Source organism: Paenarthrobacter aurescens, assembly GCF_041549525.1.
Classification (GTDB): Bacteria; Actinomycetota; Actinomycetes; order Actinomycetales; family Micrococcaceae; genus Arthrobacter; species Arthrobacter aurescens.
Window position 1 is genome coordinate 434967 of sequence record NZ_CP157456.1, and the last position, 15491, is coordinate 450457.

Genomic DNA, 15491 nt, shown 5'->3' on the forward strand with positions numbered 1-15491 from the left:
GGAACCGCGGAAGCGAATTCCACAACTGAAGGGGGCCGGATGGCGGCGGATCATCAGAACCACCCGGCTGCCCCCACCATTACCGAGGTGGCAGCAGCTGCCGGAGTAGGGAGGGCCACGGTTGCCAGAACGCTCGGCAACTATGGATCGGTGAGTGAAGCCACCCGTGCCAAGGTGATGCGGGCGGCCGAGAAACTTGGTTACCAGCCCAACACTTTGGCCCGAAGCATGACCACCGGGGTTACCAAAACCCTGGGGATTGTGCTGGCGGACGTAGCTAACCCCTTCTTCTCAGGGGTGCTCAAGGGCATCTCGGAAACCGCCAAATCTGCTGGATATGACGCCATCATCCTGAGCACTGACGAGAAGCTTGAGCTGGAGCGGGATGCAATCGCCGTGCTTCTGGCCAAGCAAGTAGATGGCCTGGTGGTCGCGTCCGCTGCGGGTCGAAGCGATGATGTTTCGCATCTTTCCAATGCCATGGACCGGGGGACTCCTGTAGTTCTCATAGACCGTTTGGTGGACAAGCTGGAAACCGATTCGGTGGTGATCGATAACCGGGAGGCTGCGAGGTCTGCCGTGGCCTCGCTCATTCAGCATGGTCACCGGCGGATCGCGTTTGCCTGGGGTCCTGTCACTTTGAGTCCGGCCACGGATTTGAAACAAATGCACAGCATCCTTGATGAAGCGCTGTGGAGTGATGGTGAGCGGTTGAGGGGGTACCTTGACGCGTTGGAGGAAGCCGGGATTCCTTTCGACACCGCTCTCATCACCCACGTTTTGAAGAATGAGGGCCAGGCAACGCGGGCTGTCAGCGGAATGCTGGCTCTTGCGGACCCACCCACCGCCATTTTCACCACTGAAACCGAGGCGACGGTGGGGGCTCTGCATTCCTTGCGCGCCAAAAACCTTCGCGTTTTGAAGGACGTTTCCCTCATCGGTTTTGACGACAGCCCCTGGGCCGCGGTCATGGAACCCCCGCTGACCATGATCCAGCAACCCATGCGACAAATGGGCGTGGTTGCCTCCCAGCAGCTCATCGCAAGGATTGACGGCGATACTTCTGCTCCGAAGAAGCACGTCCTGCCGTCACAGCTCGTGGCCCGGTCCTCGGACGGACCTGTGCGCGCTGCCCGCGGCAACTAGCAAATTCCCTTCTGTAATTTCCCTTGGATCTCTTCCGTGTTGATCTAAATCATGATTCACTGTGGTACCGGTATCACAAGTTCCAAACCCTCCCCACGTTCAATCTCAGTAGTTACCCCCTTCAGCCCGTCCGCGGTGAAGTGCACCCAACGGCGGGCCTGACTTCCCACTCCCACTGGGACTTAAGGCTGATGGGCCCTTCGACCGAAAGAAGACATGATGCGTAAAAGCACCCAATCACTGATGGCATTGCTGGCCGGCGCCGCTCTGGCGCTCACGGCATGTTCCGACGGCGGCAGCCAGCCGGCCGCAGCTCTCGACCCCAATGCGGAACCACAGTACACAGGAACCCTCAGCATCCTCACCAAGTTTGGCGGAGACCCGCTGGAACCGTATTTTGAGGACCTCGCGGCAGAGTACAAGAAGCTGCACCCGGAAGTGTCCTTCGAGCTCATTCAGGAGACGGACCAGAGCATCAAGGACAAGACCAAGACGCTCACGGCATCCCAGGCCATGCCTGACATCTATTTCACCTGGGCAGGCAGCTGGGCCAACAACTTCATTGACGGTGGGCTCGCAGCAGACCTCACACCGGTCATAGCCCCCGGTACCGAGTGGGGCAACAACTTCGGCGAATCCGCGCTCAAGGCATTCTACAAAGACGGCAAATACTTCGCAGTTCCGCTCTACAACAACGGCAAGTTCATGGGCTACAACCAGAGGGTCTTCAAGGAACTGGGCCTAACCCCGCCGTCCACTTTTGATGAACTCATTTCATCCTGCTCCGTGCTCAAGGGAGCTGGCTACGAGCCGATCTCGTTCGGAAACAAGGACGGGTGGCCCGGACTCCACTATCTACAGCAGCTCTTCGCTTACGAGGTACCGGCAGAAACACTGCAAGCCGACTTCAGTCCGGCAACGGCCAAGCTGGAGGACAAGGGTTACCTCAAGGCCATGGAGCAGTTCACCACTTTGGTCAATGAGTGCACCGGCAGCGGCAAGGACTCCAACGGTGTCCTCTACACCACCGCACAGCAGGCTTTGGCTGAGGGCAAATCGGGCATGTACTACCAGGAGATCCTTGAATTCGACTCCACTGCCTCCGCTGATTCGAAGCTGAAGGTGGACGGGCTGGGCATCTTCAAACTCCCGGCGGCTGCGGACGCCAAGGGAGACAAAAATGCGATCGAAGGGTCCCCTGAGGGCTACATCATCAACGCCCGCTCCAAGAACGCCGCGCTTGCAGCTGATTTCATGAAGTTCGCAACCAATACGCAGAACGCGGCCAAGCTCTCTGCACCGCCGTATGGCCAGCCCAGCGCGGTCAAAGGCGCAGTTTCCACCGAGAACTCTTCCGCACCTGTGATCGAAGGCATCAAGCAAGTCAACGAAGCATCTGCGGCCATCACCTGGCTGGACTCCGTTACTGTTCCTGCGGTTGCTGATGCATGGTTGGCCGGTGGCGAAGCCCTGGTGGCCGGAACTCAGACCCCGGATCAGGTTCTTGCCTCCGTCCGGGCTGCTTCCAGTGCAGCTAAGTAGCAGGGCACGCCATGACTGTTTCCGATACCGCATGGAAGCCCACGGCACCGCCTCCGGCACCTGTTTCCACCAAACCGCCTAAAAGACGATCCGCCAAGTCTGGCCGAAACCTCCGCTGGCGCAATATTGTGTGGGTGCTGCCGGCAGTCCTTCTGTTGGGAGTCTTCGCTTATCTTCCACTGGTACAGAACCTGGGGTTCAGCTTCCTCAAGTGGGACATCTACAGTGGTCGCCAAACCTTTGTAGGGGCGGACAACTACGTCCGCATGTTCAACGACCCCATTTTTTGGAAGTCACTCCTTAACAACACTCTGTACGCCATCATCTCCATTGCTTTCCAAGTGTTCGGGGCGATGATCCTGGCGGCGATGATCGAGGGCCTTCGAAGCCAGAGATGGAAGGGAATCCTTCGGGCCGTCTACTTTGTACCCTCCGCGATCTCCATCACCGTGGCCGGTCTCCTGTTCTACTTCATCTACGAGCCCGAGATGGGCATCCTGAACGCTGCGCTGGATTTCCTGGGTCTGGGGGACTTCACCCAGGCATGGTTGGGGCAGGAAAACACGGCGATTTTTGCCATCATCGCCATGAGCCAGTGGCAAGGATTCGGGTACTGCACCCTTCTCTTTTCCGTAGCACTGCAGCGCATCCCGTCTGAACTGTATGAAGCGGCGTCCATTGACGGCGTCGGGCCTTTCCAGCGCTTCTTTTCAATTTCCCTGCCACTGGTCAGAGAAATGACCGGCCTGATGATGATTGTCACCGTTTCCGGGGCCTTTCAAGTGTTCAACGAAGTGATGGTGATGACCAGCGGAGGCCCCAACAACTCAAGCCAGGTCCTTGGCACGTGGCTCTACAGAAGCGGATTTGTACGGAATGACTTTGGCTACGCGGCCGCCGTCGCCACTGCCGTCTTCATCATCACGCTGGTCCTGGCCGTCATTCAGCTTCGAATCTCCAAGAAAAGGAGGGTCCAATGGTGACGCGCTCAGCTGTGTTGCTGGTACTCGGACGTGTCCTCATCAAGGCGTTCCTGATTGCCCTGGCCGTGGTGGTCATCTATCCCTTGGTTTGGATGCTGCTCAACGGCGTAAAGTCCAACTCTGAACTCTTCTCCAACCCCTTTGCCCTGCCCGTTGCGTGGAAATGGGACAACTACGTCACGGCCTGGAACCGCGGGGTGGGCGACTATCTCACCACCAGCGTCCTGGTCACCGTTGCTTCCACCATCGCCACAGTATTCATCAGTGCGTGGGCAGCATACGGCCTGACCCGGGTGAACATCCCCTTCAACAAGGCGGTGCTGATCCTCATCCTTGGCGGACTGATGCTCGCTCCCACGGTTGCACTGATCCCGCTGGTCAAGATGTTCCAGAGTTTGGGGCTGTACAACAACCTGTGGGCACTGCTGATTCTGTACACGGCCTTCCGTGTCCCTTTCACGACGTTCCTTATCCGGGCTTACATGATGGACCTGCCCGCCGAGGTGGATGAGGCGGCATCAGTAGACGGGGCATCCAAAGCCCGGGCGTTCTGGCAGGTCATCTTGCCCATGTGCAAGCCCATCCTGGTCTCCACTGTCCTGCTGAACATTCTTTTCACCTGGAATGAATACCTGTTCGCCATGGTGTTCACCAGCGGGGGAGCCCTGCAAACCCTCCCGGTGGGGTTGACCAATCTGATGTCCAAGCACGGCACGGATTACCCCGTGGTGTTCGCCGGCATGGCCATCGCGGCAATCCCTGTGATTGTTCTGTTCTTTGCGGGGCAGCGGTACTTCATCCGTGGACTCGCAGACGGAGTTGGCAAGTAGACGTGGGGGTACTGAGCCTGGAGCAGGTGAGCGGCTCCAATTTTGCTTACCAGCACCACACCCTGGAGCGCTGCCTCGATGACATGGCACAACTGGGAAGGAGCGCAGTGGAGCTGTGGGGCATTGCCCCGCACCTCCACATACCCCAAGCCGATTCGGCGCACCTGCGAAAAGTCAGAGGACAACTTTTGGAACGGGGCCTCTCAGCCTCCTGCCTAACCCCTGAACAGGTTGCCTACCCCGTGAACATTGCCTCGGGGGAGGAGTGGCTCAGGGACCAAAGCCTGCAGTTCTTCCTGCGGGCCGCCGAGGTGTGCAGCGAGCTTGAGTCACCCCTCCTGTTCCTCACTGCAGGGCGAGGATATGAGGACCAACCAGCTGAGGTGGCCTGGGCGAGGTCCGTCGACGCCCTCCGCACCATCACGCAGCGGGCTGCCGAACTAGGCGTCGGCTGTGTCCTTGAGCCTCTTCAACGTGTGGAGTCGAATCTGGTCACTGATTCGGGCTCGCTCCGGCTCATGCTCGACGACGTCGGATCCTCAACTCTGGGGGTGGTGATTGACACGGTTGCCATGGCGGCAGCGGACGAGCAGATCAGCCACTATGCCAAGGCTTTTGGCGAGTCCATCCGGCACGTTCACCTCATTGACGGAGCACCCACCGGGCACCTGGCATGGGGAGACGGGTTTCTGGACCTTCAAGAGATTCTGTGGGAACTGGGTCAGCTCAACTACAGCGGAGCCCTGACTTTTGAACTCTTTGGGGACGGCTCCTATTCGTTAAACCCCCGCGCTGCCGTGACCCAATGCTTGAATGCCGTTCATGCCAGTCTGGCGCGCATCGCGTCCTAGCCGGTGTTGGTGCCGGGGCAGCCCCAGGAGTTGGGGTTTTCCTGGCATGTGTCGGCGACGAGTGCTTTTTCGGTTTTCCAGACGTGGATGGTTGTTGGTGGTGTGGTGATGTTGAGGTTTCCGTTGATGGGTAGTGGTGGGCCGTTGTTGACGGAGTAGGTGCCGGTGAAGCTGGTGGTGACGGTGGCCGGGTAGTTGCCGGTGTTTGTGTAGTTGTGGCTGGTGCGGGTTTGGTTGGTGAGCCATTCGGTTTGGGGGATGGAGTAGCCGGCGGCGGGTGTTGGTCCCAGGGTGGTGCCGTCTCCGAAGGCGTAGGTGTAGTTGGTGGGTGTGGCGGTGAGGTGGACTTTTTGGCCGAGGATGGTGAGGTCGAAGGTTTGTTCCCCGGTGGTGGTGTAGAAGTTGGTGGGTCCGCCTTTGAGGGTGTGGGGGAAGGGTTGGGCTTGGAGGGTTCCGGGGTTGATCGGGAGTTGTTGGAAGTCGGTGAGGATCCGGGCGGCGATGTCTTCGAGCACGTTCCCGGGCTCGGCGGCGTAGAGGCAGGTGGGGCCGCTGAGCGGGATCCAGTCGGTCCAGCCCGGGTTGGTGATCGCTTTGGGTGCTTCTTTCCAGATGACCGGTGTGCCTTCTTCACCGCCGGTTGCGGTGGCCGGGCATTCCAGTGCGTCGCAGCCGGGATCCCTCGTATCAGGTCCGTCGTCCCGGCAATGGGTATCGGCCATGTACTGGGTGGGGTCCTCGGCTGCGGGGGATGTCGACGTTCCACCGAGGTTCGGTGCCAGCTGTCCGCTGACGGGGTCGATTCTGAACTTGGCGCCGACGGTGATCGAGCGATCACTGAAGCCGGTACCGGGACTTGGCGTTGATGCCGCCCAGGAAGGCCCGGGATTGAATATCGCAGATGCGAGTAGAAAACCGACGGCCACAAAACGGACAGAACGGAACCTCATCTGATGACGCCAAGATCAGTTGTGGACCAAGCTCCGTTGGAGTACTCAGCAAAGAAGGCTGCCGCGTCATTTATTGCAGGCGCCGGTTCTCGCCCGTTCGAACCATCCGCGTTTAGGTACAGGATTTGCTGTTGCAGCACCTGAACTTTTGCTGTTTGCGCTTTGGCGGAGGGCTCCCAAAGAACTTCGATTACGGGTGTCTGATACTGCCCACCTACCAGCCACCGTCCCTCCGTGTAGTTCGTCGCAACCCCCGATACGAGGTCCATACAGAGAATGCAGCTCTCGCTGGACAGCTCTTTTGACTTGGCAGTTTCGCCGGTTTCGTATGCATAACTGAGTAACTGAAACCAATACCCAATAAACGCCTCCAGCCCGGCCTTCGAGTTCTCTTTCGCCAGCTCGGGCATCACGGGAGCGGGCACGTTCTCCGCTTTTCCCGTGGCATCAGCTGGTTTGTACACGGCAGGGGTTGTCCCCGTGGCCGGGGTGGGGATCTCTGATGGGGTACCGGGCGCCGCGACGCTTGAGGTGGGCGTGGCCGTCGTCGTGCCTGTTTGGGAAGCTGAATTGACCGGCGTGGAGCCGCTCTGGCAACCGCTCAGAAGCACCGCAAGGGCGAGAGCCGCTACCGTTGGCCGGGCGCGAACAAAAGATAAAGACACGAACGGGTGGCGTGGCATGACGAGGCTCCCCAGCAGCTGTTTCAGTGATGTGTCCGCCAGTCTAGGTTGGGCAAACAACCGCGGCACAGTCGGAAATTGGTCCTTGTGGATAACTTGCCCGTGGTCGCACGAAAGTCCCTGGCAGGAGAGGCGCGTCCCCTTCCCCCCGATGGTTCTCCCAAAGCGTCGGAGCTAGACGCTAGGGTGGTACTCAAGAGAAGGGGAGTGCTCCATGGAAGACCAGAATGTGCAGCTTGATCCCGTGCCCGGGGGCGAAATCCCTGGTACCGGACGCACCATCATCTCCGAGGCGGCCGTCGCCAAAGTCGCGGGCATCGCTGCCCGCACAGTGCCCGGCGTCTACTCCTTGGGTTCCGCTCCGTCCCGCGCGCTGGGTGCTATTCGCGACGCCGTCGGAAGCTCGGACCACGCAGCCGGCGTCCGCGCTGAGGTGGGAGAGACCCAAGTGGCAGTGGACATCACCTTGGTTGCGCTTTACGGTCATCCCCTGCACGGCGTCGCCAACCAGGTCCGCGCCGCTGTTTACCGCGCCGTGGAGGAACTCGTTGGTCTTCAAGTAATTGAGGTCAACATTGAGATCACGGATGTCTTCATTGCACCGCCGGCAAAACCCGCCGGAAGCAAGGCAGTGGTAGTGGATAGGGAGGCACTTCAATGAGCATGACAGTGGTGGGAATCGCTATTGGCGCTTTCGTGGCTTTCATGTCCTTCTCGTTCGGGCTATGGGGCTTCCTGATCTCGCTGCTCTTCATGGGCGTGGGCGCCCTGTTGGGCCGCGCGGCTGAGGGCAAGCTGGATCTTCGCAGTGTGCTGGATGCCATTACGGGCCGGCGCTCTTCGTCATGAGCGTGGCTGAGGCTGTGGAGTACACCACCAGCCTGGCCGGCCATAACCGGATCAGTACCCAGGCATTGACATCGTTGGCTCGGGCCGCCGCATCGCAGGCGCTCGGCGTTGACGCCAGCCACATCCGCGCTGATTGGGCGGACGACGACGGCCTGCTGGCTTTGTCAATCGTGGCACCCATCAGCGTCCCGGCGTTGACCGAGGTGCTGCGTGATCCGCAGCGTGTCCAAGGCTTCGGTGGTTCCATCTGGGACCGCGCGGTTGCCGCCAAGGCGTTCGTTCTTGATACCGTCACCCGTCTCAGTGGTTCCCAACTCAGCAGGGTGGACATCAGGATCAGCGGAGCACACGTCACTGAGGGAGGCCGTGTCCAATGACCCAGGATCAGGAAACACAGCAAGTGAACACAGTGGGCTCCAACACCGGTGCCAGCCCGGTGGCCGGGGAAGACCCGGCCATGAGCCGTATCCTGCGCCGTGAAACGCATTCGTCCCGCGCGGGAGCGTCCGTCATCGCGGCCGTCCTGGTAATCGTCCTCTGCGGCTACGCCTTGCTCGAAGCAGGGGTCCGCGCAATCGGGCAGCCGCCGTGGCTGATTGATCCCACAACTGCCGCCGAACGCATCATCGCCCTCCCTGATGGCATCTCACCTTTGCTGCTCGGCGCGAGCGGCGCCGTCATCGCAATGGTGGGGCTCTTTTTCCTGCTGCACTCTGTCCTTCCGGGCAGGCGCGCGCGCCACTTACTCAGGGACCCGCGCACCGCCGTCGTGGTTGATGACGAAGTCCTGGCCTCCGCGCTGGCGCGTCGTGCACGAACCGCCGCGAACGTCACCCAGGAGCAGGTCATGGTGGTTGTCTCGCGGCAATTGGTTGTTGTGAATGTGAGGCCTACGTCCGGGAGCAGGGTCAGCGAAGAAGCGGTACTCACGGCAGTGCAGGCCGAACTTGAAGAAATGTCACCGGTTCCCATGCCTGCTGTCAGAGTCAATCTGGCGTCGTCGGGGGTGATCGGAGCGTGAACGGGACACCGCGGGCCCTCAACCGCATACTCCTCTTCATCATAGGAGCGAAGCTGCTGGCGGTCGGAGTGCTTCTGGTGCTCCTGGCCACCGTTCCCGCAGTCGCCTCATGGTGGCATGGTTGGTCAGCTTCAATGTGGGCAGGGGCCGAAAATGCCTTCAGGCAGACTCACCTGCCCGGACGCGAAGAAAGCTGGCTGTGGATTGTGGCCGGTGTGATCCTGGTGGCCATCATCATTGCGATGATCGCTTGGCTGTCCCAACAAGGTAAAGGCCGGGCCAACCTTCTGGTGGCCAGCGACGACGACAGCGCCGTGGACGGCGAAGTCCGGATCGGCGGTGGCGTGGCCGAGCAAGCCCTCAGGGCAGCACTTTCTGAAAGGACCGATCTGGCCGGTGCTTCTGTTGCCACCCTGGAAGTGAAGGGCCAGCCGGGACTGCGCATTCGCATCCAGCCCCGGCATGGCGTGGCGCCGCACATCCTTGCTGCGGAAGTGTCGCAACTGGTTGAAGCATTGGATCTTGTGATCGGACAGAAGACTCCCGTTTTGGTGCACATGGTTTCCGGGGCCAGGGCAAGGTTTACCAAGGCCGAAAGGGTCCGCTGAGAGCAACCTGACTTCCTCTGCCCGCCAAAAGAAATTCCACAAATAAATACAGCGCATCCGCATCCATACCCTGCCTGACGGCGGTAGTAGGGGTATCAGCAAAATCCCCGCACGATCGGGCCGATTTGAGGAGAAGGACATGCGCAACAGAATTCTTACGGCAGGAGCAGGAGCCAGCGCCGCAGCACTGGCAGCAGCAATCGTCTTGGCTGTCCCCGCGCAGGCGGCGGAGGGCGATGCCCAGCTCTCTGTACTGCACGGTGTTCCCGGGTTGACCGTTGACGTCTGGGTCAACGGCGCACGGACCCTGGACGATTTCACTCCCGGCACTCTGGCCGGGCCGTTGGCACTTCCGCCCGGTGCTTACGATCTTGCCATTACCGCCTCCGACGCCGCCGATGCTTCCGCCCCGGTGATAGGGCCGGTGACCGTGACCTTGGCTGCGAACGGCAACTACACCGCTGTCGCCAACCTTGATGCGGCCGGCAAGCCAACAGCGAACTTCTTCACCAACGACGTCTCGCGGATCGATGCCGGCAAGGGCAAGCTGACCGTCCGCCACACAGCCGCGGCACCAGCCGTGGACGTTCTGGCCGGCGGCACAGCTGTGGTGACCAATCTGGCCAATCCCAACGAGCAAACCCTTACCCTTGACCCCGGAACGATTTCGGCCGCCGTCGCCGCAGCAGGCACCACGGCACCTGTGATTGGCCCGGCAGATGTAACGGTGGCCGAAGGCACGCACACCATCGTCTACGCCTGGGGAAGCCTCACAGACAAGAACCTTCAACTGGCGGTTCAATCCATTGAAGGACTGCACTCGGCTCCAGGGTCCGTACCCGGTGCCCTGGACGGTCAATCGGGCGGTGTCTCTACAGAACAGATGGTCCTGGGCGGTGGGCTCGCTGCGGCAGCACTGCTGCTGATCGCCTTCGGCGCCGCCAGGGCCCGCACTGTCACCTCTGCGCGAAAGTCCTGAAACCAAGCAACAGCATGAGATAAAAGCGGATCATGTCCTGGCTGTCCGATAACGACAGCCAGGACACACCCGCATCAACCACGGCAGCTGAAGCATCCTGCCGGGAACCGCCAGGAAGCGCCATGACATCAAGTGAGCCAAGAAGCCGACGGTCGTTTGTCCTTGCCGCTATGGGAGTGCTGATTCTCACGGCGTGCGGAACCGCGACGCCGACCACCGGCAGCAGTGTTTCACGTGCTGCCGGAGGGGCCAGCGGCCCGGACTCCAGCGTGCAGCAAACGCAACTGTCCCCGCCTGCAGTGCCCTCACCACCCGCACTGTCCTCCCCGCTTGGAGTGCCCTCCTCACCTGCCGCAGTCCCCTTACGTGGCACAACTCCCACACAGCCCGCAGCGGCTCCACCACCTGCCACCCTCCAAGTGGCCGGGACGTCCATTGACATGCCCGTCATCCCCGTGGGCGTGGCACCCGGCGGGGCAATGGAGATACCGGAGACCTTTTACCAGGCAGGGTGGTACAGGTTTGGACCGGCCCCCGGAGCCGCGGAAGGCACAGCTGTCCTGGCTGGTCACATTGACACCACCTCGGACCAAGCACCGTTCTCCCAGTTGAAATCGTTGCCCGCCGGAACCTTGATTACGGTAGGGCGACAGGGCGCTCCCGCACTGAACTACCGCGTTGTTTCCGTCACGCTGATGGCCAAGGACGCCTTCGACGGCGAATCGCTGTTCCGCCGGGCCGGGCCACACGAACTCAAGGTGGTTACCTGCGGAGGCAGATGGCTGGACGAACGAATGGACTACAGCGACAATGTGATTGTCACCGCGGTCCTTGAATAAGCATCCCAGCCCGGCCGTGGTCCTCGTCGCTGACGCCGGGAAGGAGTCTCCTTTGGTATCCCCAAACGAGGTTCCCTCCGCCTGGGACGATACTTTGACTGCCTCATTCATGGCGGGGGATGAGTCCGCTCTTGTGGCTGCTTACAGGGAGTTTGCGCCGCTGGTGCACGCGCTCGCCTTGAGGTCCCTGAGAGACCGTGCAGCGGCCGATGACGCCACGCAAGAGGTCTTCATCCGCGTTTGGCGTTCCCGGGACACCTTCAACCCCGAGGTGGCACGGCTGCCTGCATGGATAGTAGGCATCACGCGCCACGTCATTGCTGACGCCCACTCTGCCTCAAACCGGGAGGTTCGCAGAGTCCTTGCCGTGGCCCAGGTCCACGACGCCGGCGGCGAAGACCCCTCGGAGGAAGCTGTGGAGGTGCTGGCCGACAGGCTGCTCCTGGACGGCGAACTGGACCGGCTCGGTGAACCGCAGGGTGCCATCATGAAACTGGCGTTCTACGAAGACCTGACGCACGAGCAAATTTCCCGCAGGCTTGAACTACCGCTTGGTACGGTCAAGAGCCACATTCGACGCAGCTTGATCCATCTAAGAAGCAGATTGGAGGTTGACCATGCCGCATATTGATCCGGAAGAGTTGAGCCTCCTTGCCCTGTACGGTGATTGGCTCGATGAGGAAGGCCGCCAGCACCTGAGAAGCTGCGATGCGTGCTCCGCGGAATACGCCGCACTTCGCCGCGCCGTGGACGCCATGAAAACGACGCCGGACAGCAGCAGCTTTGAGTCGCCCGGCCCCAACGTGTGGGCTGGTATTCACCGCGAACTGGGTTTGTCCGAAGCGAACCGGGACGATCCGCTGGGCCCGGCAACGGAAGCTGAAGCCAGCACGCCCGCCCCTGCCGGTCCGCCCGAAACGGGGCAACCCTCGGAGCCACCCACAGACATACGTTCACGTGGGAAGCGCCGCCAACCGTGGCAACGCCGTGGGACCTGGCTGGCGGTTGCCGCAGCAGGAGCATTGGTGATTGCCGGCGCAACCCTGTGGAATATCAACCAGGCGCCAACACCCTTGGCGCGAGCGGAGTTGTCGCCACTTGCCCAGCACACTGCCACAGGATCAGCAAAGGTCCTCGAGGGCGCGGACGGATCACGAACCCTGGAAGTCTCCCTCAGCAAGGACGAAGCACAGGGCTACCAGGAAGTATGGCTTATTGGCTCGGACCTCAAGCGGTTGATCAGTCTGGGAATCATGAAGTCTGATTCGGGTACTTTCCCGCTTCCTGCGGGCCTGGATCTGGCTGATTTCCCCATTGTGGATGTTTCGGATGAGCCACTGGACGGCAATCCCGGCCACTCCAGTGTGAGCATTGTCCGGGGATCGCTCAGCAGCGGGTAGCCTGATCCCCATACCCGAAGGACAGGAGGCCACAGTGGCTAAAACGACGGTGGCTAAAACGACAGTGGCTAAAACGACCACGACGGCGGCTGGAGAGTCTTCGCTCCGGACCACAGTGTCCGGGCTCATGGGCGAACTGGCTGCACTGGAAGAACCCCGGGCCCGCGAAGTGAATGAGAAACACGGCGATGACCACGGGGTCAATCTCAGCAAGCTCCGCGCCATAGCAAAGAGGCTGAAGACCCAGCAGGATCTTTCCCGCGAGCTGTGGGGTACGGGTGACACTGCGGCCAGGCTGCTGGCTCTCCTTATCTGCCGGCCCAAGGCCTTTGAACGTGATGAGCTGGACAGCATGTTGCGGGAAGCCCGGACACCCAAGGTGCAGGACTGGCTGGTCAATTACGTGGTCAAGAAGAGCCCGCACTCCGAAGAGCTGCGGATGGCCTGGTTTTCGGACCCGGATCCTGTGGTGGCCAGTGCCGGCTGGGCTCTGACCTCAGAGCGTGTTGTCAAAAAGCCCGAGGGCTTGGACCTGGCGCATTTGCTGGACATCATCGAGGCCGGGATGAAGGAAGCACCGGACCGTCTTCAGTGGGCCATGAACCATTGCCTGGCGCAGATCGGGATCGAGTTCCCGGAGTACAGGGCCAGGGCGCTGGATATTGGAGAGCGCCTGGAGGTGCTGAAGGACTACCCTACGCCGCCCAACTGCACCTCGCCGTTCGCGCCGGCCTGGATCAACGAAATGGTGCGGCGCCAGGCTGTGCAGGTCTAACGCAGCGAATCCAACGCAGCGAGGGAAGGCCTGATCAGCCTCTGTTGCGGTGCATCATCCGGTAGGTGAGCTCGGCAAGGAGCTCTTCGTCGGAGAGGTGCGAAGCCCTGGCGATCGGGGCGATTGGAACGGTAACGCGGGGCGGTCCCTGCCGTGATTCGTCCCCGGACCGCATATCGTCGGGAGTGATCATTTCCGGGGCAAAGTTGGACTTGCCCTTCAGGACCTCGGACACTGAACCGGCCCTCCATCCCAAGGCGTGCTCAAGCTTGCGTTGGTTGATTTCTTGCGTGCGCCTTGTCCCGGATTCCAGTGTGCGGACGGTTTTGATGGCTGTTCCAGCCTGCTTGGCCAGCTGAACCTGGCTCAACCCTTGCGCCAGGCGTTCTTCCTTGATCAAGCGGCCTATGGTTTGCAGTGCTTCAAGTTCATCCACGATTCCCAGTTTTCCATAGGCAATAGTAGGCAATCAAATCCGTGCGGCAAATACGCCGCAATGAGCCGTTCCACACCGCCCCGCGATAGCCCCTCGAATTCGCTGGAGCAAGAAAACGTCAGGCTACTTGGTATCAATGCGATCACGTTATGTGTAAGCGCTTGCATTCTGATGAGGATGGTAGTTAGTGTGAGCGTCACCACATCAATTGCGCCGCCGAATCTTTGTACTCAGCGAGGAGTCTTTAGCATGAAGAAAACCAAGTACCTGCTACCGGTCGCAGCCGCCGGTGTCCTGGCACTTACCCTTTCCGCCTGTAGCGGAGATGGTGGCGGCGGTGGATCCACCGCCGGCTCGGATGATTGCTCCGCCTACGAAAGCTATGGCAAGCATGACGGCAAGACCGTCTCCGTCTACTCCACCATCGTGGATATCGAAGCAACCAACCTCGAGGAATCCTGGTCGCAGTTCGAGAACTGCACCGGCATCACCGTCAAGTATGAGGGCAGCAAGGAATTCGAAACGCAGATCGGCGTCCGTGCCCAGTCCGGCACCGCCCCCGACGTAGCGATCTTCCCGCAGCCAGGCCTTCTTGCCACCCAGGCACGTGCCGGATACCTGAAGCCCGCTCCGAAGACCGTCTCCGATCTGGTGGACAAGAACTGGTCGCCGGACTGGAAGAAGTACGGCACCGTGGACGGCACGTACTACGCCGCACCGATGCTCGCCAACGTCAAGGGCTTTGTTTGGTACGCGCCCAAGACCTTCAAGGACAAGGGCTGGGAAGTCCCCAAGACGTGGGACGAAATGATTGAACTGTCCAAGAAGATCGCGGCTGACGATCCCAACATGAAGCCGTGGTGTGCAGGCTTCGAATCCGGTGAAGCAACCGGCTGGCCAGGCACCGACTGGATCGAGGACGTTGTCCTCCGTGCCCACGGACCCGAGGTCTATGACCAGTGGGTGGCACACCAGATCCCGTTCAACGACCCCAAGATTGTTGATTCCTTCAACAAGGCCGGCGACATCCTGCTCAACCCGGACATGGTGAACGGCGGCTTCGGTGACGTCCGCACCATCCTGAGCACCGGTTTCGCCCAGGCCGGCCAGCCGGTCCTGGATGGCACCTGCGCCATGCACCACCAGGCCAACTTCCAGGCTGCCAACTGGCCTGCAGGAACCAACGTTGCCGAGGATGGCGATGTATGGGCCTTCATCACCCCGCCGATTGACGAGAGCAAGGGCAAGGCAGTCACCGGTGGCGGCGAAATGGTTGGCGCTTACAAGGACACCCCCGAAGTTCAGTCCTTCCTGGCCTACCTGGCCAGCGCCGACTTCGCCAACAACCGCGTCAAGCTTGGCGGCGTAGTCAGTGCAAACAAGGGCCTGGATCCCAACAACGCCCAGTCTGACCTGGACAAGCTGACCGTCCAGATCCTTCAGGACCCGGAGACTGTGTTCCGGTTTGACGGCTCTGACCTGATGCCCAGTGCAGTTGGCTCCAACTCTTTCTGGAAGGGCATTGTGCAGTGGATCAACGGCACCTCCTCCCAGGATGTTGCCAACAGCATCGAGTCCAGCTGGCCTAAGAGCTAACTC

19 protein-coding genes are annotated in these 15491 nt (G+C 60.7%); 16 read left to right on the forward strand and 3 right to left on the reverse strand.

The window, feature by feature from the left end:
- The first annotated feature begins 39 nt into the window (after nt 1-39).
- The 5 genes from ABI796_RS02190 (at nt 40) to ABI796_RS02210 (ending at nt 5352) form a co-directional block, all read left to right on the forward strand.
- Nucleotides 40-1146 (forward strand): LacI family DNA-binding transcriptional regulator, encoded by a 1107-nt coding sequence (locus tag ABI796_RS02190; RefSeq protein ID WP_141286276.1) that lies wholly within the window; start codon nt 40-42, stop codon nt 1144-1146.
- 216 nt (nt 1147-1362) lie between these two features.
- Nucleotides 1363-2688 carry an ABC transporter substrate-binding protein gene (locus ABI796_RS02195; protein WP_246095896.1) on the forward strand — a complete coding sequence of 442 codons (1326 nt, stop codon included), beginning with the start codon at nt 1363-1365 and terminating at the stop codon, nt 2686-2688.
- Between the two features lie 11 nt (nt 2689-2699).
- The gene (locus ABI796_RS02200) at nt 2700-3671 is read left to right on the forward strand and encodes a carbohydrate ABC transporter permease (protein WP_141286274.1); all 972 of its coding nucleotides are present in this window, start codon (nt 2700-2702) and stop codon (nt 3669-3671) included.
- On the forward strand, nt 3665-4501 hold the full coding sequence (locus ABI796_RS02205; protein ID WP_141286272.1) for a carbohydrate ABC transporter permease: 837 nt from the start codon (nt 3665-3667) through the stop codon (nt 4499-4501). The genes ABI796_RS02200 and ABI796_RS02205 overlap by 7 nt, the downstream gene beginning before the upstream one ends.
- A 2-nt stretch (nt 4502-4503) precedes the next feature.
- A complete protein-coding gene (locus ABI796_RS02210) occupies nt 4504-5352 on the forward strand; it encodes a sugar phosphate isomerase/epimerase family protein (RefSeq protein WP_141286270.1) in 849 nt (282 codons plus the stop codon).
- On the opposite strand, the gene ABI796_RS02215 is transcribed toward ABI796_RS02210, so the two are convergent.
- Complete coding sequence (locus tag ABI796_RS02215) at nt 5349-6302, reverse strand: hypothetical protein (RefSeq protein WP_303446702.1); 954 nt, start codon at nt 6300-6302, stop codon at nt 5349-5351. The two genes, ABI796_RS02210 and ABI796_RS02215, sit on opposite strands and share 4 nt — an antisense overlap.
- Complete coding sequence (locus ABI796_RS02220; RefSeq protein WP_246095891.1) at nt 6299-6985, reverse strand: DUF6318 family protein; 687 nt, start codon at nt 6983-6985, stop codon at nt 6299-6301. Before ABI796_RS02220 ends, ABI796_RS02215 begins: the two co-directional genes overlap by 4 nt.
- Nucleotides 6986-7199: 214 nt before the next feature.
- Between ABI796_RS02220 and ABI796_RS02225 the strand changes: the two genes are divergently transcribed.
- The 10 genes from ABI796_RS02225 (at nt 7200) to ABI796_RS02270 (ending at nt 13456) form a co-directional block, all read left to right on the forward strand.
- Nucleotides 7200-7646, forward strand: a complete 447-nt coding sequence (locus ABI796_RS02225) for an Asp23/Gls24 family envelope stress response protein (protein WP_141286133.1) — start codon at nt 7200-7202, stop codon at nt 7644-7646.
- Nucleotides 7643-7834: a hypothetical protein gene (locus ABI796_RS02230; protein WP_141286131.1), complete on the forward strand. Its 192-nt coding sequence runs from the start codon at nt 7643-7645 to the stop codon at nt 7832-7834. The genes ABI796_RS02225 and ABI796_RS02230 overlap by 4 nt, the downstream gene beginning before the upstream one ends.
- Entirely contained in the window at nt 7831-8211 is a 381-nt protein-coding gene (locus ABI796_RS02235) for a hypothetical protein (RefSeq protein WP_141286129.1), read from the forward strand. The genes ABI796_RS02230 and ABI796_RS02235 overlap by 4 nt, the downstream gene beginning before the upstream one ends.
- Nucleotides 8208-8855, forward strand: a complete 648-nt coding sequence (locus ABI796_RS02240) for a DUF6286 domain-containing protein (protein ID WP_141286127.1) — start codon at nt 8208-8210, stop codon at nt 8853-8855. Before ABI796_RS02235 ends, ABI796_RS02240 begins: the two co-directional genes overlap by 4 nt.
- Nucleotides 8852-9463 (forward strand): hypothetical protein, encoded by a 612-nt coding sequence (locus tag ABI796_RS02245; protein ID WP_141286125.1) that lies wholly within the window; start codon nt 8852-8854, stop codon nt 9461-9463. The genes ABI796_RS02240 and ABI796_RS02245 overlap by 4 nt, the downstream gene beginning before the upstream one ends.
- A gap of 139 nt (nt 9464-9602) precedes the next feature.
- Nucleotides 9603-10442 (forward strand): DUF4397 domain-containing protein, encoded by an 840-nt coding sequence (locus ABI796_RS02250; RefSeq protein ID WP_141286123.1) that lies wholly within the window; start codon nt 9603-9605, stop codon nt 10440-10442.
- A gap of 122 nt (nt 10443-10564) precedes the next feature.
- Complete coding sequence (locus tag ABI796_RS02255; RefSeq protein ID WP_141286121.1) at nt 10565-11281, forward strand: class F sortase; 717 nt, start codon at nt 10565-10567, stop codon at nt 11279-11281.
- 16 nt (nt 11282-11297) lie between these two features.
- On the forward strand, nt 11298-11912 hold the full coding sequence (locus ABI796_RS02260) for an RNA polymerase sigma factor (protein ID WP_141286145.1): 615 nt from the start codon (nt 11298-11300) through the stop codon (nt 11910-11912).
- Nucleotides 11899-12681 (forward strand): anti-sigma factor domain-containing protein, encoded by a 783-nt coding sequence (locus tag ABI796_RS02265; RefSeq protein ID WP_141286119.1) that lies wholly within the window; start codon nt 11899-11901, stop codon nt 12679-12681. The genes ABI796_RS02260 and ABI796_RS02265 overlap by 14 nt, the downstream gene beginning before the upstream one ends.
- Before the next feature lie 49 nt (nt 12682-12730).
- Nucleotides 12731-13456 carry a DNA alkylation repair protein gene (locus ABI796_RS02270; protein WP_141286143.1) on the forward strand — a complete coding sequence of 242 codons (726 nt, stop codon included), beginning with the start codon at nt 12731-12733 and terminating at the stop codon, nt 13454-13456.
- A 34-nt stretch (nt 13457-13490) separates the two neighbouring features.
- On the opposite strand, the gene ABI796_RS02275 is transcribed toward ABI796_RS02270, so the two are convergent.
- Entirely contained in the window at nt 13491-13925 is a 435-nt protein-coding gene (locus ABI796_RS02275) for a helix-turn-helix transcriptional regulator (RefSeq protein WP_246095890.1), read from the reverse strand.
- A 216-nt stretch (nt 13926-14141) separates the two neighbouring features.
- On the opposite strand from ABI796_RS02275, the gene ABI796_RS02280 reads away from it, so the two are divergent.
- Complete coding sequence (locus tag ABI796_RS02280; protein ID WP_141286117.1) at nt 14142-15488, forward strand: ABC transporter substrate-binding protein; 1347 nt, start codon at nt 14142-14144, stop codon at nt 15486-15488.
- Nucleotides 15489-15491 lie beyond the last annotated feature (3 nt).